The sequence below is a fragment of the Glutamicibacter sp. NPDC087831 genome (genome assembly GCF_044742845.1).
GTDB lineage: Bacteria > Actinomycetota > Actinomycetes > Actinomycetales > Micrococcaceae > Glutamicibacter.
Genome location: NZ_JBIUVH010000005.1, coordinates 138,743 through 162,361, shown reverse-complemented (window position 1 = coordinate 162,361; position 23,619 = coordinate 138,743). Strand labels below are relative to the sequence as shown.

Annotated in this window: 24 protein-coding genes and 1 pseudogene; 6 read left to right on the top strand and 19 right to left on the bottom strand. The window is 62.5% G+C overall.

What is annotated here, in order from left to right; genetic code table 11:
- Positions 1 to 22 precede the first annotated feature (22 nt).
- Positions 23 to 961: a hypothetical protein gene (locus ACIOJF_RS15570; RefSeq protein WP_105658439.1), complete on the top strand. Its 939-nt coding sequence runs from the start codon at positions 23 to 25 to the stop codon at positions 959 to 961.
- A gap of 77 nt (positions 962 to 1,038) precedes the next feature.
- Here the strand turns inward: ACIOJF_RS15570 and ACIOJF_RS15565 are convergent, their stop codons facing one another.
- The 5 genes from ACIOJF_RS15565 to ACIOJF_RS15545 all read right to left on the bottom strand — a co-directional run bounded on the left by ACIOJF_RS15565 (position 1,039) and on the right by ACIOJF_RS15545 (position 4,953).
- On the bottom strand, positions 1,039 to 2,040 hold the full coding sequence (locus ACIOJF_RS15565; RefSeq protein ID WP_105658459.1) for an exonuclease domain-containing protein: 1,002 nt from the start codon (positions 2,038 to 2,040) through the stop codon (positions 1,039 to 1,041).
- A gap of 227 nt (positions 2,041 to 2,267) precedes the next feature.
- Positions 2,268 to 2,765 (bottom strand): SRPBCC domain-containing protein, encoded by a 498-nt coding sequence (locus tag ACIOJF_RS15560; protein WP_105658438.1) that lies wholly within the window; start codon positions 2,763 to 2,765, stop codon positions 2,268 to 2,270.
- Between the two features lie 189 nt (positions 2,766 to 2,954).
- Positions 2,955 to 3,650: a hypothetical protein gene (locus ACIOJF_RS15555; protein WP_105658437.1), complete on the bottom strand. Its 696-nt coding sequence runs from the start codon at positions 3,648 to 3,650 to the stop codon at positions 2,955 to 2,957.
- Positions 3,647 to 4,564, bottom strand: coding sequence for an ABC transporter ATP-binding protein (locus tag ACIOJF_RS15550; protein ID WP_105658436.1), 918 nt, complete (start codon positions 4,562 to 4,564; stop codon positions 3,647 to 3,649). The genes ACIOJF_RS15555 and ACIOJF_RS15550 overlap by 4 nt, the downstream gene beginning before the upstream one ends.
- A gap of 29 nt (positions 4,565 to 4,593) precedes the next feature.
- Positions 4,594 to 4,953, bottom strand: a complete 360-nt coding sequence (locus ACIOJF_RS15545; RefSeq protein WP_181148913.1) for a GntR family transcriptional regulator — start codon at positions 4,951 to 4,953, stop codon at positions 4,594 to 4,596.
- Between the two features lie 383 nt (positions 4,954 to 5,336).
- On the opposite strand from ACIOJF_RS15545, the gene ACIOJF_RS15540 reads away from it, so the two are divergent.
- Positions 5,337 to 6,464 (top strand): HNH endonuclease, encoded by a 1,128-nt coding sequence (locus ACIOJF_RS15540; protein WP_402741846.1) that lies wholly within the window; start codon positions 5,337 to 5,339, stop codon positions 6,462 to 6,464.
- A 66-nt stretch (positions 6,465 to 6,530) separates the two neighbouring features.
- Here the strand turns inward: ACIOJF_RS15540 and rdgB are convergent, their stop codons facing one another.
- The 3 genes from rdgB to ACIOJF_RS15525 all read right to left on the bottom strand — a co-directional run bounded on the left by rdgB (position 6,531) and on the right by ACIOJF_RS15525 (position 8,640).
- Positions 6,531 to 7,163 carry an RdgB/HAM1 family non-canonical purine NTP pyrophosphatase gene (rdgB, locus tag ACIOJF_RS15535; RefSeq protein ID WP_105658434.1) on the bottom strand — a complete coding sequence of 211 codons (633 nt, stop codon included), beginning with the start codon at positions 7,161 to 7,163 and terminating at the stop codon, positions 6,531 to 6,533.
- On the bottom strand, positions 7,160 to 7,894 hold the full coding sequence (gene rph, locus ACIOJF_RS15530) for a ribonuclease PH (protein WP_388025335.1): 735 nt from the start codon (positions 7,892 to 7,894) through the stop codon (positions 7,160 to 7,162). Before rph ends, rdgB begins: the two co-directional genes overlap by 4 nt.
- 89 nt (positions 7,895 to 7,983) lie before the next feature.
- A complete protein-coding gene (locus ACIOJF_RS15525; RefSeq protein WP_402741845.1) occupies positions 7,984 to 8,640 on the bottom strand; it encodes a helix-turn-helix transcriptional regulator in 657 nt (218 codons plus the stop codon).
- A gap of 88 nt (positions 8,641 to 8,728) precedes the next feature.
- On the opposite strand from ACIOJF_RS15525, the gene ACIOJF_RS15520 reads away from it, so the two are divergent.
- Entirely contained in the window at positions 8,729 to 9,193 is a 465-nt protein-coding gene (locus ACIOJF_RS15520) for a hypothetical protein (RefSeq protein WP_332488193.1), read from the top strand.
- A gap of 228 nt (positions 9,194 to 9,421) precedes the next feature.
- Here ACIOJF_RS15520 and ACIOJF_RS15515 read toward each other — a convergent pair.
- The 4 genes and pseudogenes from ACIOJF_RS15515 to clpS form a co-directional block, all read right to left on the bottom strand.
- A pseudogene (locus ACIOJF_RS15515) lies at positions 9,422 to 10,216 on the bottom strand (MBL fold metallo-hydrolase); the annotation flags it as partial.
- The gene (murI, locus tag ACIOJF_RS15510) at positions 10,213 to 11,136 is read right to left on the bottom strand and encodes a glutamate racemase (RefSeq protein WP_105662596.1); all 924 of its coding nucleotides are present in this window, start codon (positions 11,134 to 11,136) and stop codon (positions 10,213 to 10,215) included. The pseudogene ACIOJF_RS15515 and the gene murI, both read right to left, overlap by 4 nt.
- Before the next feature lie 3 nt (positions 11,137 to 11,139).
- Positions 11,140 to 11,718 carry a DUF2017 domain-containing protein gene (locus ACIOJF_RS15505; protein ID WP_105662595.1) on the bottom strand — a complete coding sequence of 193 codons (579 nt, stop codon included), beginning with the start codon at positions 11,716 to 11,718 and terminating at the stop codon, positions 11,140 to 11,142.
- Between the two features lie 2 nt (positions 11,719 to 11,720).
- Positions 11,721 to 12,005 carry an ATP-dependent Clp protease adapter ClpS gene (clpS, locus tag ACIOJF_RS15500; protein ID WP_105658428.1) on the bottom strand — a complete coding sequence of 95 codons (285 nt, stop codon included), beginning with the start codon at positions 12,003 to 12,005 and terminating at the stop codon, positions 11,721 to 11,723.
- Positions 12,006 to 12,147: 142 nt separating this feature from the next.
- On the opposite strand from clpS, the gene ACIOJF_RS15495 reads away from it, so the two are divergent.
- The gene (locus ACIOJF_RS15495) at positions 12,148 to 13,446 is read left to right on the top strand and encodes a nicotinate phosphoribosyltransferase (protein WP_105662594.1); all 1,299 of its coding nucleotides are present in this window, start codon (positions 12,148 to 12,150) and stop codon (positions 13,444 to 13,446) included.
- Positions 13,447 to 13,550: 104 nt separating this feature from the next.
- Complete coding sequence (locus tag ACIOJF_RS15490) at positions 13,551 to 14,144, top strand: isochorismatase family protein (RefSeq protein WP_105658426.1); 594 nt, start codon at positions 13,551 to 13,553, stop codon at positions 14,142 to 14,144.
- A gap of 78 nt (positions 14,145 to 14,222) precedes the next feature.
- Here ACIOJF_RS15490 and ACIOJF_RS15485 read toward each other — a convergent pair whose 3' ends face one another.
- From ACIOJF_RS15485 to ACIOJF_RS15460, 6 genes are all read right to left on the bottom strand, one after another.
- A complete protein-coding gene (locus ACIOJF_RS15485; RefSeq protein WP_402741844.1) occupies positions 14,223 to 15,989 on the bottom strand; it encodes a DEAD/DEAH box helicase in 1,767 nt (588 codons plus the stop codon).
- 55 nt (positions 15,990 to 16,044) lie between these two features.
- Positions 16,045 to 16,296, bottom strand: a complete 252-nt coding sequence (locus ACIOJF_RS15480; protein WP_105658424.1) for a DUF3039 domain-containing protein — start codon at positions 16,294 to 16,296, stop codon at positions 16,045 to 16,047.
- A gap of 301 nt (positions 16,297 to 16,597) precedes the next feature.
- Positions 16,598 to 18,163 (bottom strand): transporter, encoded by a 1,566-nt coding sequence (locus ACIOJF_RS15475; protein ID WP_105658423.1) that lies wholly within the window; start codon positions 18,161 to 18,163, stop codon positions 16,598 to 16,600.
- On the bottom strand, positions 18,145 to 18,903 hold the full coding sequence (locus ACIOJF_RS15470) for an ABC transporter ATP-binding protein (RefSeq protein WP_105658422.1): 759 nt from the start codon (positions 18,901 to 18,903) through the stop codon (positions 18,145 to 18,147). Before ACIOJF_RS15470 ends, ACIOJF_RS15475 begins: the two co-directional genes overlap by 19 nt.
- 139 nt (positions 18,904 to 19,042) lie before the next feature.
- Positions 19,043 to 19,954: a co-chaperone YbbN gene (locus tag ACIOJF_RS15465; protein ID WP_105662593.1), complete on the bottom strand. Its 912-nt coding sequence runs from the start codon at positions 19,952 to 19,954 to the stop codon at positions 19,043 to 19,045.
- A gap of 5 nt (positions 19,955 to 19,959) precedes the next feature.
- Positions 19,960 to 21,654, bottom strand: a complete 1,695-nt coding sequence (locus ACIOJF_RS15460; RefSeq protein WP_402741843.1) for a hypothetical protein — start codon at positions 21,652 to 21,654, stop codon at positions 19,960 to 19,962.
- Positions 21,655 to 21,815: 161 nt separating this feature from the next.
- Here ACIOJF_RS15460 and ACIOJF_RS15455 point away from each other — a divergent pair, with 161 nt between their 5' ends.
- The gene (locus tag ACIOJF_RS15455) at positions 21,816 to 23,183 is read left to right on the top strand and encodes an AI-2E family transporter (RefSeq protein WP_402741842.1); all 1,368 of its coding nucleotides are present in this window, start codon (positions 21,816 to 21,818) and stop codon (positions 23,181 to 23,183) included.
- Between the two features lie 24 nt (positions 23,184 to 23,207).
- Here the strand turns inward: ACIOJF_RS15455 and ACIOJF_RS15450 are convergent, their stop codons facing one another.
- Positions 23,208 to 23,579 carry a hypothetical protein gene (locus ACIOJF_RS15450; RefSeq protein WP_105658418.1) on the bottom strand — a complete coding sequence of 124 codons (372 nt, stop codon included), beginning with the start codon at positions 23,577 to 23,579 and terminating at the stop codon, positions 23,208 to 23,210.
- Positions 23,580 to 23,619 lie beyond the last annotated feature (40 nt).

The window sequence follows — 23,619 nt, the reverse complement described above, 5'->3', positions numbered from 1 at the left end:
ACTTGGACATTAGAATGGTGATGTGAATGAAACCGGTGAAACTGCACTCCTGCCAGAGAACTACTCAGACAAGGTGTTTGCGATCCTCCTCGGCCTAGCCGATGGCGCAACCCACGCCCGTGACGAAATTGACCCCGGGGCCACCGAAATCCTCCCGCTCTACCTGGCCGACGGCCTGCTGGAAGCGCTGGAATGGGCCAACGACGGTGTCGCCAGCGACGAAGCGGCCTGCATGTGGCTTGCGGCCCTGCGCGGCTACAGCAAGATCGCCGGCTCCTTCCCGGAACGCGCCCCGCAACCGCTGGGCCGCTGGATCGACAAGGAATTCGCCAACGTCGAGATCTTCGAGAAGATCCTGGACGGCGATCCGCAGAACCTCGCCGGCCTGGACAGCCCCGACATGGGACAGCCGGGGCGTCCCACCGGCGCTGGCGCCGACTCCACCGGCGTGCTGCCGCGTGCCGCGATTGCCGCGCTGCTGGCTCGGGTCCCTGTGGGCACCACCGAGACCCTGGCCCGTTCGGCCGCCTTCCTGACCCACGACGACCAGGCGGCCAAGACCGCCATTGCCGCGGCGAAGATCATCCGCTCGGCCATGGAACGCTCCGAGGCCGCCACCGGCGAATGGGCCGAGCTGCTCGTTGGCCTGCAGGGCCCGTCGGCCGATGCGCTGCGCGAGGTGGCCACCAGGATCGCCGAGAACATCTCGCTGTCCCCCGAAGAGGCCTACGCGGCGTACTTCGGCGAGCATGCCGCCGAGCAAGACGCGGAATCGGACATCGAGGCCGCCCCGGCGGCAACCGCCGAAGAAGAAGCCAGCCGAGATCCCGAGGTCGACGCCTACGCTGTAGCGCTGCTGGCTGCCATCTACGGCACCGAAGCCGTCGGCGAGCGCCCCGCGAGCGCACTGGATGACATCATCTCCGAGCTGCATGACCGCTGGATGGCGCTGCTGGTCTAGGAACCGCGCCCAGGACCAAGTGGCAGAAGCCCGGCCGGCACAGATTCGATCTGTGCCGGCCGGGCTTCTGCGGTTTGCTAGGCGGTCAGGCCGAACCCGCCAACCATCTGCATGAACTCGCCTTCGGAGATGATGCTGACCCGCTGGCCCTTTTCGCGCAGCCGGAGTACGTGCTTGGCCTTGTTGGTCAGCCGCCCGTTGGCCAGATCCTCCGGGACGAAGCCGTCTCCGACGACCAGCGCCGTGGTGGCGCGGGTGACCCGCGAGGCGGTCTGCGCGCCGTGTTCGGCGGCCAGTTCCTTGGCCTTGGGGCGCGGCATGGACAGGTTGCCGGTGAACACCATGATCTGGCCGAACAGCGGATGGCTGGGATCCGCGTTGTCGCTCGGCTTCGGGTTCGGCCCTTCCTGCGGCCAGTTGTTGAAGGAATCCTGCGGCGGCAACGGGTTGCCTGCAGCCAGCCAGCCTTGGGCGTCGCGGGTGGCGCGGGACAGTTCGTGGCCTGGCTGCCACGGCTGGGTCAGGCTCAGCCGGACGCCATAGTGGTCTGCCGTCTCCAATACGGACTGCTGTCCGCTGCGCCCGGCGATATCGATCATTGCCCAGGCACAGGCCACAGCGTCAGCCAGGGCCTCGTGGTGGTTTTCGATAGGGTGCCCGGCTTCTTCGGCAACGAACGGCAGCGAGTAGCTGGGCAGATCGTAGGCCTTGCGGGAGAGCTTGACGGTGCACAGGTGCGCAATTTCCGGTACCGGCAGTTCGCCGGCTTCGCACGCCGCGCGGATCACTCCGGAATCGAACGAAGAATTGTGGGCCACCAGCACGTCGGATCCGATGAATTCCAGCAGTTCCGGAATCCTGTCGGTCACCCGTGGCGCGGCGCTCACCATGTCGGGGGTGATGTGGTGGATCGAGACGTTGCGCGGGTCGAAGTGGTCGAAGCCTGCCGGCGGCTGCATGAGCCACTGTTCGGTTTCGACGATTTGCCCGGAGCGTACCTTGACCAGGCCCACCGAACAGGCGGAGCCGATAAAACCGTTTGCTGTCTCAAAATCTACTGCTGTGAAGTCCAATGCCACGCCCAATAGCTTACTCGCTTAATCGCTGGCACCGGCATGCGTGACATTCGCGCACCGTGCACCGCGCGGTGACCGCCGGGCGATAACGGGCCAATAATTCACTGCAACCCGATTTTGACCTGTATCGATCAAGTTATCGGCGGGCTGGCTGGCTTGGGCGCAAGGCAGGGCATCTCACAATCATCAGCCGGCCGCATTGAGCGAGTCGAACCCTGCACGCAGGGAACTCAGCGCCCGAACAGCTCCTCGTAATGCTCGCTGAGCGCCGGATAGTAATCGGCTTCGAAGTCCACGCTGTCGGCATCGGCTCCGTTCACCACGGCTGCCAGGCGGTCCAGGTAGTAGTCCCAGCCCGGCCCGACGGAGCCGGCGAGCTGCGGGTCTAGGCCCGGCATCCGGAAGACCAGGGAACTGCCCTCGCCGCAGGACTGCACCGCGAGCTCCAGCCGCCAGGCCGAGGGGCCTGTTCCAAGTTGCACCTGCAGGTGGTGCATGCGCGGATCGCAACGCAGGATTTCGACTCGTTCGGTGGGTGAACCGTCCTCGAGCAGCATCACCACGTCCACCGCGCCGCGCTCCGGGTCCCCGTGCCATGGGCCATACCAGAGCGCCAAGCACTGGGAGTCTGCCAGATAGCGCCAGATCCTGCTCGGGGATTGGGTGAACTCGCGGCGCAATTCCAGCGCTCCGTCTGCGGTTCGAATTCCGGTCGGCGAGGCGCTCATGATTTCTCTCCTGGGTTGCTCCCCTGCCGCCGCGGCACGGGCGGCTCCAGCGCCTTCACCGGCAGTCATTGAAGAATAGCAAATCGCGGTCCCGGGCCGCTGGGCGCCTTCTTGCAAAAGCAGGCACCGGTTCCCTTCCCCCAAGGGAAAGGGAACCGGTGCCCATATGCCCTGCATTTCGGACCCGGGCTAGGCGGTTGCCTTGCGCAAGGTGAGATAGGATCCTCCTGCCATCAGCAGGGCCACCAGGCCGCCCCACAGCGTGATCCCCGCGGCGGTCCAGGTCAAGGCCCAGCTCCAGAACTGGTCCCAGTAATTGCCGAAGGTGAACAGGGCGATGATTCCCAGCACCACCACACCCAGCAGGGTGAAGAAAACCACCATGCCCGTGGTGCGCCACCTCATGTAGATGGTCGCTATCAGGAAGCCGACCATGAACAGCAGCACCATCAGCACGAAGTAGAACAGGATCTGGACCAGCCAGTTGTTATCCGCAATCCATTGCAGGGCGAAGAACTGGCCGCCCATGCCCCAACCACCGGTGGCGACTTCCAGCAATCCAATCAGGTAGTAGAACACCGACAGAACCAGTGCGCAGACGGAGAACAGTGCCACGGTTCCCAGATAGAAGGTACGCCGCGAAATGCTCATGGCCATGGAGAACGGGAAAGTCAGCGTCAGCGCCTGGATGCCCAGGGCCAAGAAGTACCACATCGGCGCTTGGGCGCCACCGCTGTACAGCCCTTCGTCGCTGCCGTTGCGCCGGACCAGCCACCAGATGGCCAGTGTGAAGAGGAACGATCCACCCAGGATTATCAGCGGGATTCCAATGAAAGTGGCTTTGTTGATCAGTTGCATGCGGGCGACTTTGATGATGCGGTTCATTTTCTTGCCTCCGTCCGTTCGTCGATCCCTGTTTCGGTGGTGCTGCTCAAGGCGCTGCGGACTACCAGTTGCTGCAGCGACACCGGACTCAGGTCCAGGCCCATGAGCTTCGCTTGTTCGCGCTGCTCCGAATCCAGCTTGGCCTTGATGGTGACGCTGGCCAGGGCGCCGAGTGCATCACGATGGATTATCTGCGCGGAGCCGATGAATTCCTGGACCTTGGCGTCCTCGCCAGTTACCGTTACCGCTGTGCCGCGCAGCTCTTCGGCATCCGAGTCGATGACGATTCGCCCCTTGTCGATCACGATGACGTGTTCGAGCAGGTTGGCGACTTCATCGATCAGGTGGCTGGAGAGCACGATGGTGCGTGGATATTCCGCGAAGTCTTCGACGAGGCGGTCATAGAAGATCTGCCGCGCTACCGCGTCCAGGCCGAGGTAGGGTTCGTCGAAGAACGTGATGTCCGCCCGCGAGGCCATGCCGATGATCACGCCCACCGCGGACAGCTGCCCGCGGGAGAGCTTCTTGATCCTGCGCCTGGTCGGCAGTGCGAACGCCTCGACGAGATCCTTGGCCAGTTCCTCATCCCAGTTCTCGAAGAACAGGGCTGCGGATTTGAAGGCCTGGTGGACCTTGAAGTCATCGGGGTACTTCTGGGATTCGCGGATGAAGCAGATGCGCGAGAGCGTCGGATCATGCTCGAAGGGGGCGTGGCCGAAGATTTCGGCGGTGCCTTGGTCCGCATAGTTCTGCCCGGTCAGGATGGACATGAGCGTGGTCTTGCCGGCCCCGTTTCGTCCAAGCAGCCCGTAGATACGGTCGGGTTCCAGTTCCAGGCTGACGTTGTCGAGCGCTCGCACGTCCTTGTAGGTCTTGCTCAGCTCGCGTGTGGCGATTGCTGTCGTTCGTGGCATGTCGTTCCTCCCTGCCTAGTAGAGATGTTTCAAGAATCCGAACCGGTCTTGATCATGGCGACCAGCTCATCCAGGCCAATGCCCAGCTTGGAGGCTTCTGCGGTCAATGGGGTGATGAATTGCTGTTGGAATTTCTCGCGGCGCTGTTCTCGCAGCCGCCGCGGTGCACCTTCGGTGACGAACATGCCGATCCCCCGCTTCTTGTAGAGCAGTCCGTCTTCCACGAGCCGGTTGATTCCCTTGGCTGCTGTGGCCGGATTGATCCGGTAGAACGCTGCGAATTCATTGGTTGATGGAACTTGCGCTTCTTCTGCAAGAACACCAGAGATGATGTCGTTCTCAATCAGCTCAGCAATCTGCAAGAAGATCGGTTTTGAATCATCAATCATGCTGGCTCCTCTCCGTGCTCATTTCCACTAGGTTAGTTAGTGGGTTAGTTACTCATGTAACTAACCATAGAACCTAGTTCGGTTCTGTGCAATAGCGGGGCGGCAAAATATCCACGGAAAATCCGGTACCCCAAACTGTCCCCCTCGCTATCTATGCTGGGAACTGTCGACGGGGCTGCCTGGAACGGGCACCGGCGATGGTGCGTTCACCGTGGTGAGCACGGAAATGGAGCTGCAGACCGAGACAACGCATGGCGCAACCCGAAACCGGGAAGGGCTGGCGATGGCTACGAATAATTTGCAGTATCTGGCCCAGGAAAATAGTGATCGCACGCTGGGCAATGACCGCAATCCACGGATTGCAGGCCTTTATGGGAGGGACCATGCAAGAACTTTTCAATCGCCTTGAGGCTCCGGATCCGCTTCTCGGAGCATTGGATCGCCAGATCCTGCTCGGGCTGTACACGGTGCTTTTCCCCGAATCCACCGGTGAAGAAATGGCCCGCGCTACCCGGCGCGAGCTGATCGCCAGAATCCAGGACTCGCGCGCTGGCACCATGCAGCGTCCCGGCCGCAATATCCTGGACTACCCCTTGCGCCGCCCGAACCAAGCGGCATTGAATCGCGCACTGCTCACCGGCACGAAGGGCCAGCCGGTATATTGGTGCCGCCAGGCAAATGCACTGGCTTCCGCGGCGGCCCTGGGGCAGGAGAACGAGTCATTCCGCTGGAATTTGGAGGACCCCCTGCGGGCAGGCGATCTCGTCCTGACGGCATTGGAGGGCACTCCAGCGTTGATTGCCAGCCTTGAAATCACCGAAGCCGATGAGGCGGAGCGGCTCACCTTCACCAATTTGGCGACCTTCACCAACCCGATCTCCGTGGCTGAGCTCGAGTCCATGATCGGCGCAGAACTTCCAGGACGCTCGCAGTATTTGGCAGATTCCCTTGCCCAGAAGCTTCTGGGCAGCATCGGGGATCTTCTCGAACGCCCCCGCCCGATATTCGTCACCGCCGGACCTTGCACTCCCTCGCAGCCTGCGAAGGCCAATGAGGTGCTCGGCGTTGTGGCCATCCTCCAGAAGGCTTCACCGTATGAACCGCTTGCTTGCGAAATCTGCGATCGGGATATTTCTGCCAGGCCCGAGGTCCATCTGCCGCAGAGCCATCACAACGGCCTGCGTTGGGAGATCCAGGACCATGCCGATGAGGTGGTGCTGCTTTGCCGTGGCTGCCACGACATGGCCCACCAGCCAACCCTGGAACAGCTTCGGAAGTTCGCGAAGCCTGCCTGCCCGGAATGCGGGGAACGCAATCCGCTGAAGATCATCTGGGGAATGCCAAGCTTCATGCCCGATGACGACGAGTACGTCACCGCTGGCTGCATGATGCCTGTGGGGCCTCCCGCACAGTGGCAGTGCCGCGCATGCGAAACCCAATACCTGGTGACCGAGTTCGACGAGCGGCCCTATCTGGCCCTGGCACGGTTCGGCGAGAACTTCCCGCACTAGCGCAAGAACGCCAGCAAATCCGTTTCAGGATTTGCTGGCGTTCTTGTTCTATCCGGGATTTGGAGGCTACTTGGCCAAGGCCTTGGTGACCTCGTCGATGATGCTGGGCAGCAACGCGGCGAAGGCGCGAGCCCGATGCGAGATCGCGTTCTTCTCCTCCGGAGTGTGCTGGGCCATGGACTTGCCGGCGCCGGCCGGTTCGAAGATCGGATCATAGCCGAAACCATGCTCGCCGGCACGCTCGGTGCGCAGCACGCCTTCGACCTTGCCCAGTTCCACGTGCTCGGCACCCTCTGGGGTAGCCAGTGCCGCGGCGCAGACGAACTGCGCTGCGCGGTGCTCGGCTGCAATATCGCCGAGCTGGCCGAGCAGCAGATCGATATTCGCTTCGTCATTGCCGTGCACCCCGGACCATCGCGCCGAGAAGATTCCCGGCGCTCCCCCGAGCACATCCACGCTCAAGCCGGAATCATCGGCCAGCGCCACCAGGCCGGTGGATGCCGAGATCTCGCGGGCCTTTTTCAGCGCATTGCCCTGGAAGGTGACCTGGTCTTCAACCGGATCGGCAGCCCCAGCGGTGGCGGCGTCGATGACCTGGCTGTCAACATCCAAGCCCGGCACCTGCCCGCGCAGCAATTCGCGCAATTCGCGCAGCTTGCCCTGGTTGCGCGAGGCAAGCACCAGTACCGGCTTGCTCATTTGGTGCTGCTCAGGGTTTCACGCTGGATCTCGGCCAGCTCGTTGGTTCCGCCAAGGGCCAGGTCCAGCAGGGCATCCAGCTCCTCGCGCTTGAATGGAACCCCTTCGGCGGTGCCCTGGACCTCGACGAAGTCGCCGGATCCGGTGACCACGACGTTCATGTCGGTCTCGGCGCGAACATCTTCCTCGTAGGGCAGGTCCAGCATCGGGGTGCCATCGATGATGCCCACCGAGATCGCGGCGACCGAGTCGGTGAGCACCTTGGCGTTGGCCTTCACGATGCCCTGCGAACGGGCCCAGGAAATTGCTTCTGCCAGTGCCACGTAGGCACCGGTGATGGCGGCAGTGCGGGTGCCGCCGTCGGCCTGCAGGACGTCGCAGTCCAGCACGATGGTGTTTTCGCCCAGGGCCTTGGTGTCCACGACGGCACGCAGCGAGCGGCCGATCAGGCGGGAAATCTCATGGGTGCGGCCCGAGAGCTTGCCCCGGACCGATTCGCGGGAGTTGCGGGTGTTGGTAGCACGTGGGAGCATCGCGTATTCAGCGGTGACCCAGCCGGTGCCTTCGCCCTTGAGCCAGCGTGGCACGCCCTCGGTGAAGGACGCGGTGCACAGCACGCGGGTGTCGCCGAATTCGATCAGCGCCGAGCCTTCGGCCTGAGCGGACCAGCCACGGGTGATGGTAATGTCTCGAAGTTGCGCGGCTCCTCGGCCGTCAGCGCGTAAAGTCATGCTTCCATCCTAACCACGCGCACCGCTCGATCTGTACGGGTGAACCCGCGAGTTACGGTGAAATGCACCTCGTGGCGTATCCTTGGCAGCTATTGAGAATGCACCACAACGCAGCATCGCCCCGGACGCGGGCTCAGCTCGGCCCGGCTGCAATCCAACTGGCACCCCTCCAAGACGCCTGAAACCAGTTCATAGTTCATGGAGCAGACCAGTTCGGTCTGCTGCTGCGCGACCAGATGGAAGGGGCAGTTCCCCATGGAGATCTCTCCTCGCTCGTCTGTTTCAGGCGCATAGCCCAGCTCGTCCAGCAGCGGCACGAGCCCGTCACCGGCCTGCCCCAGGTTCTGCCCCTCGCCACGTGCCGCCTGACGCAGCGCCTGGAGCACAACCCCCGAGGCATCGGCACTGGCCGCGTTGGCCAGCAAGCTGCCCAAGAGGCGGTAATTGCGCGCTGGCAAGCTCACGGAGACTTCCTCTTGGGCGAGCGCGTAAAGTTTCGCGGTGCGCCCGGCCCCCGGACCGTTTTTGCCCTCCGGCCGCGCGAAAGTCACCGCCAGCATTCCTGCGCTTGCCAGCCGGTCCAGATGGTAGGCGGCCAGGGTCCGGCTGATTCCTGCGGCCTTGGATGCCGCGTCGCGTCCTGCCGGTTGCGGGCTTTGCGAAATGAATTCGAACAGTCGCCGCCGAACCGGATCGTTGAGCGATTTGAGGACCGCATCTTGTTGCAAGCTCAGTTTTGTCGACATGCCAGAATTCTATCAACAATGGATATTGACAAATAGGCCCGAGAGGCGAATTCTGGGTATACGTTCAAACCTTTGGAGGGTGATCGCCATGAGCGCCTCATGGAGCGAGAAGCATCCGGTCTCGCACATACGGGCAACAACAGCTGCACGAGTCAACACCGACCCGTCGTTGAGCGCATTCTGGATCCTGCGCATTGGATTTGTCGTCCTGCCCCTGCTGATGGGACTGGACAAGTTCGCGAACGTCATGACCTACTGGCCGGAATACCTGGCCCCGTGGATCATTGCCATCGTGCCGTTCTCCGCGCAAACCGCCATGCATTTCGTTGGCGTGGTGGAACTGGTTGCCGCCGCATCGATGATCATCAAGCCGCGCTACGCGAGCTATGTGCTGTCACTGTGGCTGCTGGGCATCATCGTCAATCTGGTCTCGATGGGCGTCTTCCTCGATGTCGCCCTGCGCGACGTGGGACTGCTGGTCGCCGCATTGGCCCTGACCCGACTGGCCAGCAAATACGACAAGCCCTGGGGTGCCAAGCACGGCGCCGGCTAGGCTGCTTCCGGGAACGCGAAAAGCACCGGCGCAGAGGATATTTCTTCCTGTCCGCCAGTGCTTTTCTCCGGTTCCGCGTGCCTACTTCTTGCGTTTGAGCAAGGGGAACTTGCGGGTCTTCTCGTACTTGATGGTCGGCATGGTGCCTGTACGGGTCTTCAGGTAGTCGGTACCGCGCTCCCCCTTGAACAGGGCCGGGTCCTTGTCTTCCTTCAGGCTGCCGGAGTACACGCCGTAAGTCACCCCGGAAACGGCAACAGCGATCCCGCCGTCGTAGGTTTCCTTGGCTTCTTCGACTACCTTGTTGATGTCGGTCCATACCGGAATGTGCGTCAGCAGCATGCGCTCGGCACCGGCCGCGGTCGCCATTTCGCCAGCACGCTTGCCCGTCAGGTGCACGCCGTCGATATGGTCATCGCGGCCCTCTTCGAAGGCCGCTTCGCACAGGAACATGTCAGCGCCGCGGGCTGCCTCAACCAGGCCATCGCAGCTGTCGGTGTCCCCGGAATAGGTCAGCACGCTGGTCAGCAACTCGCCATCGGGGCCCGGCTCATGCGCTTCCACGCGCAGCGCATAGGCTTCCTTGATCGGGTGGCGCACCGGGTAGGGAGTGATGGTGAAGGGACCGATGTTCACCGGCTGCAAGGATTTCCAGACCTGGAAGTCGTAGTCCTTGGCCATGGTGTCGCCATCGGGCAGGGAGTAGGCCGTTTCAATGCGTTCGGCAGTATCTTCCGGACCGTGCACCAGCATCCGGTCCCGGCCCCAGCCCGTCGGGTCCCAGCGAATCGCCACATGCAAACCGCAAAGGTCCATGCAGTGATCGGGATGCAGATGGGAAATCATGATCCCGTCAATGTCTTTTAAATCGGTGTAACGCTGAAGCACGCCCAACGCGCCGGAGCCCAGATCCAGCAGGATCTTCCAGTCGCGCGTGCCATCAAAGGCCGACACCAGGTAGCAGGAAGCGGGCGATCCCGGCCCTGGGAATGACCCGGTGCATCCAATGATGGTCAGCTTCATTCGTTACTCGCTTTCGACGCGGCAATCATCTGCGGGGTAATCCGCGAAATAGCTCCGGTCGGATAGTGGGCGGCTACATGGTCCACGTGGCGCACCTGCAGCACCTCGGGTCCGAGGAATCGGCGAGCCAGTACACCAAAGCTATCAGCGTTGCCTGTGGCTAGGAACTCATGACGCGCCGCGGCGCCGTCGTTGCGCACCAGGGCATGGCGGGTCAACGCCCGGAAAACGTCCTTTGCCGTTTCCTCGGCACTCGAAACCAAGCTGACCGAATCCCCCATGACATAGGAGATCACGCCGGTCAGCAACGGATAGTGCGTGCATCCCAGAACCAGGGTGTCTACATCGGCGGCCTGCAGCGGCGCCAGGTATTCCTGCGCGATCTCCAGCAGCTCGGCACCGGCGGTAATGCCGGACTCCACGAACTCCACGAAGCGCGGGCAGGCCACGGTGGAGACCTGCAAGTTCGGCGCGGCCGCAAAGGCGTCCTCGTAGGCGCGTGAACCAACAGTCGCCTGGGTGCCGATGATGCCGATCTTGCCATTCTTCGTGCCGGCTACCGCACGGCGCACCGCCGGCTGGATGACCTCGACGACCGGGATGCCATAGCGCGCGGTATAGCGCTCGCGAGCATCGCGCAGCACTGCGGCAGAGGCCGAATTGCAGGCAATCACCAGCAGCTTCACGCCACCATCTACCAGCTCATCCATCACCCCCAGCGCATTGGCCCGAACCTGGGCAATGGGCAGCGGGCCATAGGGAGAGTTGGCGGTATCCCCCACGTAGATCAGCGATTCGCCCGGCAGCTGGTCAATGATCGCGCGGGCCACGGTCAGCCCGCCAACGCCCGAGTCGAAAATGCCGATGGGGGTATTGGCCTCCGGGGCCGAGACCTGCCCGGTAGCAAAGTAGGAATTCATGGATTAGAACTCCGCATCCATCAGTGCAGCCATCAGGGTATCGAGGACCCATGAAATCAGGTTGTACACCAAGGACATGTATTCGTCCGGGGTGTTCACCTCGGATGCATCGAGCACCTCTGCGACCCGGGCCGAATCCTCTTCACTGCGGATTTCCAGGCGCTCTGCGAGCACCAGGCGCACGTCGTTCAGCGCTTGGGCAAAACGCGTCGCGGTGTCCTTGTCCAAGACCAGCTTTTCGGTGTCCAGCAGCATCTGGGCCTCGCGCAGGCGGCCAACCTTTTGCGCGATCAGGTCGGCTTCGGTCAGCCGGCGATGCTCCGCGGCGGCCACTGCGTCATCGCTGGCATCCGGCAGCAGCCTGGCCAGCGCTGGATCGGAAACCGGCGGCAGGTCCATGGACTCGGGCCGCATGCCGGTCAGGGCGTAAAGCGGATCAACATCTTCGGGCAGCTGGTGCAGCTGCGCACGCTCCTCGAGCATTCCAATGACATCGCCGAAGAGTTCGCGGATCAGTTTTCGTTCTGCGGAGTGCAGTGTTCCGGTAATGCCCTTGGAACCGTTCTTGAAGGCCTTCGCCACGTTCAGGCTCCCTGGGTCATCGTTGCGTTCAGGCCGAATCCGTGCATTGCCTGCACATCGGATTCGATAGCTTCGCGGCTGCCGCTGCGCACCGTGCAGAAGCCGTCATGGTGCACCTGCAGCATGAGCTTCTCGGCTTTTTCCGCGCTGAAACCAAAGTAGGAACGGAACACGTAGGATACGTAGCTCATCAAGTTCACTGGATCATTCCACACGACCAAGCGCCAGGGCTTGTCTTGGGATACCAGGGTTTCAAATTCGGAAAGTACATCGGGCATTGCGGTCATGGCTTCCATTTTACGCTTGGAAGCTGAACGCAACACCGGACACGGCAAATATCACCTTGAGCGTGAGCCGTTATACAGTAAAACCGGTCTGCTTTCCCAAGCAGCACCGTATAAGGCCTTTTCCGATCATCAGGAGCGTCACATGCGCACCAGTCTCTTCACCGACCACTATGAGCTGACCATGCTCCAAGCAGCGCTGGGATCCGGTGCAGCTCACCGCCCGTCTGTCTTCGAGGCATTCGCTCGCCGCTTGCCCGAGGGCCGGCGCTATGGCGTGGTCGCAGGTACTGGTCGCGTGCTCGAAGGGTTGGCAAACTTCCGCTTCGATGACGAACAGCTGCGTTTCCTCAGCGACAACAAGGTAGTCAACGCGGAAACCATCAAGTACCTGGAGAACTTCCGCTTCACCGGCAGCATCTCCGGCTACGCCGAGGGCGAGTTGTACTTCCCGAATTCGCCGCTGCTGACCGTGGAGTCGACTTTCGCTGAAGCCTGCGTTATCGAGACTTTCCTGCTCTCGGTCATGAACCATGATTCGGCCATCGCTTCGGCGGCATCGCGAATGATCGCCTCGGCCGGCGAACGCCCATGTATCGAGATGGGCTCGCGCCGCACCCATGAGGAATCAGCAGTGGCTGCCGCGCGGGCCGCCATGATTGCCGGATTCACTTCAACGTCCAATTTGGAAGCCGGTGCCCGCTATGGCTTGAAGACCGTTGGCACTTCGGCCCACTCGTTCACCCTGCTTCACGACACCGAGCGCGCCGCCTTCGAAGCGCAGGTTGCCTCGCTGGGCAAGGACACCATCTTGCTGGTGGATACCTACGACGTGGAGAAGGGCGTACGCACCGCGGTTGAAGTTGCGGGTCCGGAACTAGGCGGAGTCCGGCTGGACTCGGGCGACCTGGTGCAGCAGGCAGGCTGGGTTCGCGAGCTGCTTGATGACCTGGGCAACTGGAACACCAAGATCACCGTGACCTCGGACCTCGACGAGTACGCGATCGCCGCCCTGGCCAGCGCCCCGGTTGACGCCTATGGCGTCGGCACGGCATTGGTCACCGGCTCCGGCCATCCGACCGCGTCGATGGTTTACAAGCTGGTTGCCCGCCAAGACGATTCGGGGCAATGGATTCCGGTCGCCAAGGCCGCGGCGAACAAGGCCAGCGTGGGCGGGCGCAAGTACGCGGTGCGCCAGCTCAATGAACGCAACCGCGCTGTCGCTGAAATCGTCTCCACTTCCGAGTACACCACCGGCGGCCCCGAGCGGGATCTGGTGGTCCCGTTGGTGCGCCATGGCGAGATCGATCAGGCGTACGTGGGTGCAGCTGGCGTCAAGCTCGCCACCGAGCGCCACTTCGCATCGGTCCAGGAACTGCCAGGCGTGGCACGCAAGATGCAGCGTGGCGAACCGGTCATCCCGACCGTCATGATCCAGGACTAGTCGAACACACGAAAATCCCAGCTGCGGGACGTAGGATCCAGATTCAAGGATCCTGCGGTCCGCAGTTTTCCAATCTCTACACTTCCCCCAGCCAGGAGGCAGCGATGAGCAGAGCCCTGTTGATCATTGATGTCCAACCCGACTTCTGCGAAGGCGGAGCCCTGGCCGTGACCGGCGGCAACGCCGTCGCAACGGCCATTGCCGCGGATATTGCCGAACGCCGCGATGCCTACTCGGCAATCGTCACCACCCAGGATTGGCATATCGAGCCCGGGAATCATTTCTCGGAAACCCCCGACTTCATTGATTCCTGGCCGGTGCACTGTGTCGCCGGAACATCTGGCGCCGCCCTGCATCCGCAGCTCGCCGAGGTGCCCCTGGATGCGCACTTCGCCAAGGGGCGCTTCACCGCAGCCTATTCGGGTTTCGAAGCCAGAGTGCTGGATCCATCGGCTGACCAGGCTGATGAAAGCGGAGAACTGCTAGGTCCATGGCTCAAGGCCAGAGGAATTGACTCTGTAGATGTCGTAGGGCTCGCCGCGGATCATTGCGTAAAGGCGACCGCCTTCGATGCAGCTGAAGCAGGATTCACCACGACCATCATTTCTCCGCTGACCGCAGCAGTCTCGCCGGAGAATCTGCCGGCGATACGCGAGGAACTGAGGGCAGCCGGGGTAACGGTGATTTCGCTGGGTTGATGATCCCCCGGAAAGCAGAAACGGCTTTGCTCCTGACCGAATTTTCCGGTCAGGGGCAAAGCCGTTCTCTCGTGGAACCTATTTTCGCCCGACGAACCAGTCCTGCAGCTTGTCAATGCGCGCCTGCAGCTGGTCAGCAGTAGCCTGCGGCACGGCAGGCCCGCCGCAGACGCTGCGCAGCTTGTTGTGGATCTGCCCGTGCGGGGTGCCGGTGCGGGCGGCCCATGCCGAGACGTTCTTCGACAGCTTGGTGCGCAGCTCCATCATGCGGCGGTGGTCCGAGACCGGCTCGAGCTTGGTGCCGCCCTTGGAAATCTGCTTGTTCTGCTGCTTGCGCAGCAGCTCGGAAACCTGTTCGGTATCCAGCAGGCCCGGGATCCCCAGGAAGCCGAGTTCTTCTTCACTGCCGATGTCGGCGCCGGTACCGAATTCGCCGCCGTCGAAGAGCACGCGGTCAAAGGAGGCCTGCGAGTTCAGCGCCTCGAACTTGTTGCGCGTCAGCTCGTCGCTGGCCTTGTCTTCCTTGTTCGCCGCTTCCAGCAGCGAATCGTCCAGCCCGTCTTCGTCCTTGGAACCTTCACGGTCCAAGGCGTGGTCGCGTTCGACTTCCATCTCGTTGGCCAAGGCCATCAGGATCGGCACCGAGGGCAGGAAGACCGAAGCCACCTCGCCGCGCTTGCGGCTACGCACGAAGCGGCCGACCGCCTGGGCGAAGAACAACGGAGTGGAGGTGGACGTCGCATAAACGCCCACGCAGAGACGCGGAACGTCCACGCCTTCGGACACCATGCGCACCGCAACCATCCAGCGCGCGTCGGATTCGGAGAAATCGTCGATCTTCTGCGATGCCTTGGGGTCATCGGAAAGAATGGTGGTGACCTTCTCGCCACAGATCGCTTCGAGCTGGGCCGCGTAGCCGCGCGCGTCCTCGTGGTCCGTGGCGATGATCAGGCCGCCGGCGTCCTTCACGGTGCGGCGGACCTCCGAGAGCCGCCGGTCAGCGGCCTGCAGCACCGACGGGATCCAGTCGCCGTGCGGATCCAGCGCGGTACGCCAGGCATGGGCGGTGACATCCTTGGTGAAGCCTTCGCCGAGGTTTGCTTCCATCTCCTCGCCGCCGGAGGTACGCCAGCGCATATTGCCCGAATAGGCCATGAACAGCACCGGACGGACCACGTGGTCGGCCAGGGCGCTGCCGTAGCCGTAGGTGTAGTCCGCCTTGGAACGGCGAATGCCATCGCCCTCGTCCACATACTGCACGAAAGGAATCGGGGCCGCATCGGAACGGAATGGGGTACCGGTCAGGGCAAGCCGCCGGGTAGCCGGTTCGAATGCTTCACGAATGCCATCGCCCCAGGACAGGGCATCGCCGGCGTGGTGGACCTCATCCATGATCACCAGGGTGCGGGCATCTTCAGTTTTCGCGCGGTGCACCGCGGGCTTCAGCGAGACCTGGGCATAGGTCACCACCACGCCCATGTAGTGCGAGCCGTGCCGGCCGTCGGAGTTCTTGTAGTTCGGGTCCAGTGAGATGCCCACACGCGCCGCCGCATCCGCCCACTGCTTTTTCAGGTGGTCGGTGGGCGCGACAACGATCATGCGGTTGATCTTGCCCGAGTCGATCAGGACTTTGGCCAAGCGCAGCGCGAAGGTGGTCTTACCTGCGCCAGGGGTCGCCACCGCCATGAAGTCCTTGGGCTCCGTATCGAAGTACAGAGCCAAGGCCTCGGCCTGCCAGGCACGCAGCTTCGGCCCAGTTCCCCAAGCCGCACGTTCCGGATACGCTACCGGCAGCTTGTCTTCTAGTGGAAGCTTGTCGCCAAAATCAAAGAGTGTCTCGGTCATTTACCTTTTCCCGGCCGCGTGCATTGTGTGAAGTAGTGCTAGTTCATTCGCAGCACTACCCCATCATGGAGTCGTAGACTTCCTTGCACTCGGGGCATACCGGGAACTTCTGCGGATCTCGGCCTGGCGTCCAGACCTTGCCGCACAGAGCGATCACTGGGTCGCCGGTCATTGCCGACTCCATGATCTTTTCCTTCTGCACGTAGTGAGCAAAACGCTCATGATCTCCGGCCTCGACACTCTGGGTTGTCTCGGTACGTTCAATCGTGGCAGTGCCACCGCGGGTTTCTTCAGACTGTTCCACCATGCCTCCAAGTCTAATACGGATTGCCACTGCTGTCCGCGTGGCAAGCATGGGAGCTTGTCCACATTGACTTTGCCGCGCTGCACTAGGCCGCCCCATCGATTTCTTCCTCGCTGCAAGTCAACAACCATTTTTCAATGTTCTTGCGATGCGTTGCGGTGCCGTTGGAAGTCGATATTGCGCCAATTGGGCGCGACCCGATCAATATCCTGTGAACCTCCTTGCACCCAAGGCAGGCAAACGGCCGCCTAGCGGAAAACAGCGTCCCGCTAGACGGCCGGAGGCAGCAATTCGGCTGCTGCGCCTACTTATTGAGGATGACCGACTGCATCAGCTCAGGAGTGCGCTTTTCGTACCATTTGCCACCGAGGGCAATGCCGCCGAGCATCAGCCCGATACCCACGGCCAGGCCCGCGCCCAAGGTGATGAAGCCGAAGGACTGCGACTGCTTCACCCAGCCGATGATGTAGGGAATGAGAACCGGGATCAGCAGGAGGCCCATGGCAAGCATGATTCCCAGCTGGGTCAGCGCAATGCGCATGCCATTGCCCGGAGGGGTCTTCATCGGGTTATCACCCGGCAGCGGCACCGAATAGGTGTAGCGGGCCGAGGACACCGACGCGACGCCCAACGCGATGAGCAGCCCCGCCAGTGACAGGCCCAGGTCTCCCGGGATGCGCCACAGCGCACCGGAGATGAGGCCCGGCAAAATGGCCGCCGCCAGGACCGGAACGATGGCAATCAGGAAACAGGACAGCACTCGCCCTGCCCGATCAGCACGTCCGGAAATACCGGTCAGCGCGTGCAGCGCAAAGGCGGTGTTGTCATAGGAAATGTCGGCCGAGATGGAGAAGCCCATCAAGATGCCGATCAACGGGCCCAGCAGGAACATCATCACGTAGCTGCCGGTCTGGTTGCCGGTGAACCAGAAGAGCAACGGCAGCATCGGCACAATGAGCACGCCAATAGCATAGCGCGGATCCTTGAACCAGTAGGTCAGTGCGCGGGCAGCCACTGCGCCCGTTGGCGTGGCCGGCATCAACTTGAAGAAGCCCAGCCCCTTGGCCGTGGCAGCGCGCTGCTCTGGCGGCGGGGTCACCGTGGCTTTGGCGGTAGCTCGAGCCAGCAGCAGGTAGAGTCCGCCAAGATAGAGCAAGCCCAGCGCCAGATGGATCGCCATCTGGCCGTAGTGCGCCGAGGCAAAAGCCCCGGGAATCGCGGCAAAGGCACCCAACGGGGTGTAGCCCAAGACCGAGGCAATCGGCTGGATCCAGTCGCTCATGCTCTGCGCGGCAGCCAATGCCGAGGTCACGATCGGCCCCAAGGCGATGAGCACCACGAACAGCAGCACGAAGGTCAATTCACGGAATCGGCGCTTGGCCCGCAGTGCGGTCGCCATGATCACCAGATACTGGCAAAGAAGAATCGCCATCACCGCGGTCGCCACCGCTGCCAGCAGGGCCAGCATGAGCGCGCCCGCATCGAAGCGCCACATCAGCGAGGCGCCGAGCAGGCCCGCAATGGTCAGCACCGCGGGAATCGAGATGAAGCCAGCCAGCACCAGCGCTGGCCCCAAGGTCTTTTCCGGAATCCCGAAGTGGACAAAGCGTGAAGGTTCCAGGGTGAGGTCAACACCGGTCAGCAGCGGCGGGATGATGGCCCAGCCCAGCACCACGGCCGAGCCGATCAGGGTGAAGATTTCGCTCTGGAAAGGAATATCGCCGGCGGTAAACCACATGGCCAAGGTCAGCATGGTGATCATGCCCAGTGCGTACAGGCCACCGATAATGACGCCGATGAGCTGGCCGACGGAGCGCTTGAAGCCGTTGGCGAGCAAGCGCAGTTTCAGGCTTAGGACGTGCGCAACCATGACAGCCCCTCATTATTGGCGCGGCCGCCCACCAGATCGACGAAGCGATCTTCCAGGCTCATGCCGCCGCGGACTTCATCCACGGTGCCCTGCGCCTTGAGCATGCCATCGGAAATGACCGCGACATGCGTGCACATGCGCTGGACGAGGTCCATCACATGCGAGGAAACGATGACGGTGCCGCCGAATTCAACGTAGTTATTCAGGATGTCGCGGATATTCGCCGCAGATACCGGGTCCACCGCCTCGAACGGCTCGTCCAGAACCAAGAGCTTTGGCGAGTGGATCATCGCGGTAGCCAAGGAAATCTTCTTGGTCATGCCGGCCGAGTAGTCCACCACCAGCTTGTCGCCGTCATCGAGCAAATCCATCACGCGCAGCAGGTCTTCGGTACGCTGGGCAACTTCTGCGCGTTCCATGCCGCGCAGCAATCCCGAGTAGGTCACCAGCTGGCGGCCGGTCAGCCGGTCAAACTGGCGCACGCCATCAGCCAGGACTCCCAAGGTGGCCTTGGCCGCTTGCGGATCAGCCCAGATATCCACGCCGTTGACCAGCGCTTGGCCTGAATCCGGGCGCAGCAATCCAGTGGCCATGGAAAGCATGGTGGTCTTGCCGGCACCATTGGGTCCGACAAGACCGTAGAAGGAACCCGCAGGAACTTGCAGGCTGACGTTGTTCACGGCAATCTTGGCGCCGAATTGCTTGGCAAGACCCCGAATGTCCAGTGCGATCTGATTCATAGCTTAAGGCTAGCAATGCCCCTAGTCAGAACGCATCATCCTTTGGAGTTAAACCCAGGTATAAGACAACCGCCGCGACCCAGGGAAAAACCCTGGGTCGCGGCGGTTGAACTGCTTGGTCCAGTCCCTGGACGTCAGCCTAGAAGAGTACGCGTGCCAGCTTCTGCCGCGAGGCAGCTACGCGTGGATCGCTGTTGCCGATCACCGCATAGAGCTCAATCAGGCGACGGCGGACCCGCTCGCGGTCTTCATCAGCCAGGCGGGAGATCAGCGAAACCAGTCGGGCGAAGGCATCTTCGACATGCCCGCCCACCACGTCCAGATCTGCTACATCCAGCTGGGCTGCGATGTCTTCAGGGTTCTGCGCGGCTTGCTCGCGGGACTTGTTCAGATCCAGGTTGTGCGTACGCGAGAGCAGTCGAACCTGGTACACGCCGATCTGCGCGTCCTTGTCGTTCGGCTTCTCGTTCAACGCTTCCAGGTAGGCGGCCTCGGCGGCGGCGTAGTCCCCGGCATCGATGGCGTCCACGGCCTTCTGGTGCAGCGGCGGCAGCTCTGGTTCAGGTTCGCCGGCCTGCCCGGAGAATGCCGGGGCGGTACCGCTCATGCCCTGCTGGACTGCGAGCTGTTCAAGCTGTGCGAAAACCTGGACAATCTGCTGTTCCTCGGCAGGACCCTGGAACAGCGGCACTGGCTGGCCCTTGATCAGCGCCACCACCATCGGGATCTGCTGGGCCTGGAAGGCCTGGGCGATCTGCGGGTAGGTTTCCGCATCCACCAGGCCGAGGATGAATTTGCCGCCCTTGGCATCCACCAGCTTGCGCAGCGTCGCATCCAGGTCTGCCGAGACCTGCACGCGAGGCGAGCCGAGGGAAACGATGGCAGGTACCTGCTGGGACATGCCGACGAACTGCTGGAACGCAGCCTCATCCAGATTGGTGGTCCAGCTTGCCGGACCAGCCGGCATGCTGCCGGTAGCTTCCGGGCCTTGGCTGGCCAGGGCGGAGAGATCTACCGCACCGCGGGTTGAGGGAATGTTCTGATCAGTCATGGGGGTTAGTCAACTTCCTTCACATCGAGCAGGATCTGGCTTGCAGAGATCAGCTGGATCTTGTCCTTGGAACCGTCGGCTGGCAGGTAGAACATCACCGGTTCGGCGTAGGTGCTTTCCACGTCGCCGTTCGAGGAGCTGGATCCCAGCAGCTGTTCGGTCAGCTTGTCGGTGCTCTTGAGCGGGTCAGCGTCTTCGGTGCGCACGAAGAGCGCCTTGTTGTTCAGCTTGCCGGTAACAATCGCTCCGCCATCCGGGGTGGAAACCACCTTGGTGTCGCCCTTGGTGACCGTGCGGTTGTACTTGACGTCCGCCTCGTTGGCTTCCTTGGACTCATCCTTCTGGGCTGCGTGCACCGCCTTGATGAAGTCCGATTCGGCAAACTTGTCCTTGTCCTTGGCATTGCCATCGGTCAGCACTTTGCCCAGTGCTTCCAGGGCCTTCTCCGGGGTCATCTGCAGGCCCTCGGCGTTGGCAGCAAGCTGCTTGGTCGACGGGTCGCCAACGGCGATGCCCGGGAAGGTGGAGTTCGGCAGCATCTGGCCGGCGAAGACCACCTTGAAGTTATCGCGGGCGTTGGCCTGCACCAGGGTCAGCGCCTGCGGCAGGGTGTCGGCATCATTGTTCTTCGCGGTCACCACGGAGATTACGCGGGGGAACTTGGCTTCATTCGCATTCGGCACAGCGGCCGAGCGGATGACCTGGGTATTGAGCGCCAGCGGCTTGTCTACCTCGAACTTCTCCTTGAGCATGTCGTAGCGCTTATCGCGCAGGTACTTGAACGCACCGGCGGTGCGTGGTTCCAGGGCCTTGGCGTCGCTCTTCTCATCGGCCTTGGCTACCTGCTTCTGGGCATCAGCCAGAACGCGCTTGAGCTGCTCTTCGGTGATGACCGGGAAGCTGGATACTTCTTCAACCGAGGAAGAGGCGGACTCGGAGCCCTTGGCATCATCGGACGCCTTGGCGTCCTGCGACTTCTGCTCGGATTCCGAAGGCTTGGCGCTGGACTCGTCGCTTGGCGCCATGGGCAGAGAAACACCGGAGATCGCCAGGGCCACCACGGCCACGGCGGCGACCGAGTGCTGGGTGTTCGCCCCGCTCTTCGGCTTGCCCGGGCGCATGACCAGCAGGGCCAGTCCGAAGACCAGCAGCAGCGAGCCGGCAATGATCAGCGGCAGGGCAAATGGCATGGCGTCGTCGTTCGCGTAGGTTACCGAGATATCCACCGGAGCGGCATCCTTTCCGCCTGCGGCCAGCAGCAGGGACCAGTCGCCGGAATCCGGAGCGGTCCAGCGGTAGGTCATGGTCCGATCCGCGGTCTGCGAGTCGAAGAAGATGTCATCACCGGCGGGATTAGGCGCATCGGCCTTGCCCTTGGCGTGCTCGGCGATCATCTTGTGGTTTTCGGTGTCGATGCCGGTGACCGATACATGCGATGCATCGCCGATCCACGCCTCGACGTCATAGTCGCGGCCCAAGGAAGCAGTGAATTCACCCTTCGACTTGATCACCAGTTCCACCGGGTCCAGCTTGGGGTCGTTGACCGAGGATTCAATCAAGGTCAGCGGTGCCTCATCAGCTAGTTGCGGCATGCTCGCGGTCACCGTTTCGGGCGGGGCCCAAAAGGTCTTCTGTCCGATGCCGACTACCAGGGCCGCGGCCCCCAGCAGCATCGCGATCACGGAGATTACTTTTCGCACAAGTTCACCTATTCGCCTACGTCTCACAGCTGTTCTTTGACAAGTCTAACGAGTTGCGGCCGATCATGGTTCCGATCCTCGCCTGTGAACTGGCTCAACAACGCAACAGCACGGTGTCTTGAACCACTTAACAGTGGCCGATGCGCGATATGCTCTGACCCATGGAGCCTGATCAGCCGCACCCGCATCGCGATAAGCACGTACCCGAGCAGCGTTCCGACGCGTCGGATCGCTCTTCCGGGCCGGCAACCTCCGGCCCGGAATCCACAGCGCATTCCCAGCCTCATGAGGGCAATTCCCAACCGGAATCACCTGCGGCCGCCAGCGCGCAGGCCCGTTATCCGGGCGCTGCGCCGACGGGCGCTAATCCGTCCCGCGAGGGCTGGTCCAAGAAGATCGCCGAACGCGTGGGCAAGATGCTCAACACCCCGCAGCGCAGTGCGGCCCTGGGCGAGGAACCGGAGCATCCGCTGGATGGCTCGCCGGAACCGATTCCGGCGCTGCACCCTATTTCCATGGGCTTCTTGGGCACCATTGGCGTGGGCATCGCCCTGGGCGGCTACTACCTGCTGACCAACGTCGGTTCGCTGATGACCTGGATTGCCATTGCGCTGTTCATCGCCTTGGGCCTTGATCCGATTGTGCGCTTCATGATGCGCAAGGGAATGACCCGTCCGCTGGCCGTGGCCGCGACCATGGTCAGCTTGCTGGCGATCTTCGGCGGCTTCATGGCCTTGATCATCCCTACCCTGGTCAACCAGATCACCGCCTTCATCACGCGGGCGCCTGAAATCGTGGATGATTTCCTCAATAGCGATTGGGTCCGGGAAATCGACCGGCAATACGCGGTTTCCCAGCGCATCACTACCGAGGTCGACCGTTTCTTTGGCGATTCGGGCGCGGTGACCAATGTGTTCGGCGGCGTCCTGGGCGTATCGCAGACCGTCGCCCAGTCCATGTTCGGCGTGCTGATCGTGCTGGTGCTGGCCATCTACTTCCTGGCTTCGCTGCCAGGGATGATGGGCTTCTCGCTGCGCCTGGCCCCGCGCTCCAAACGCGACCGCGTGGCCGAATTGACCGTGCGCATTACCCGCTCCGTGGGCAATTACGTGATGGGCCAAGCCACCGTGGCCATACTGAACTGCCTGGTGGCGCTGGTGCTGATGAGCATCCTGGGCGTTCCGTTCACCGCGCTGCTCACCTTGCTGGTGGCGATGCTGGCCTTCATCCCATTGGTCGGCGGGGTGATCGCCGGCGTGCTGGTTACCTTGGTGACATTGTCACTGGGCTGGCAGACCGCCCTGATCTACGCGGTGTGCTACTTCGGCTACCTGCAGGTCGAGGCGTATTTCGTTTCGCCGCGCATCATGCGCCGTGCGGTGGCAGTGCCCGGCGCGGTCGCGGTGATCTCGGTGATTGCCGGCGGCACCCTGGCCGGGGTCACCGGTGCGCTCATGGCCATCCCGGTGGCAGCCAGCGCCATGATCCTGCTGCGCGAAGTCTTCATCGCCCGGCAGGACCGCCGTTAGCACCTGCCCCTCCAGGCAGCTGGCCTAGTAGCGGTAGGAACGGGTTTCCCAGCAGTGCGGATGCCAGTGGCGGCGCGCGTTGGCCGCGGCGTCATCGCCCGACCAGTGGTCCGCGCGCCAGGCGACAACATGGGCAACTCCAACTCCGATGGAACGGTGGCACCCCGGGCAGGAATAGGGCTTGTTGGCGTTCATCGGCGCAATCTTGCGCACATGCCATTGGCCGTCGGGGGCATCCTGGCGCAGCACCACGCCGAAGCGGGCACGCTGCATCCACTCTTCCTGGCCCGAACCGTAGCCCTGCTCTTCATCCCCGGAACCGTAGCCGGAGCCGGAGTTCCGGCCTTGGGCGGGTCGGGAATTCTTGGAGCGGCGCGGGCGGTTGGAACGTGGCATGTCTTTAATCATGCCGTATCTCCCGGCACAAGTCGCAACC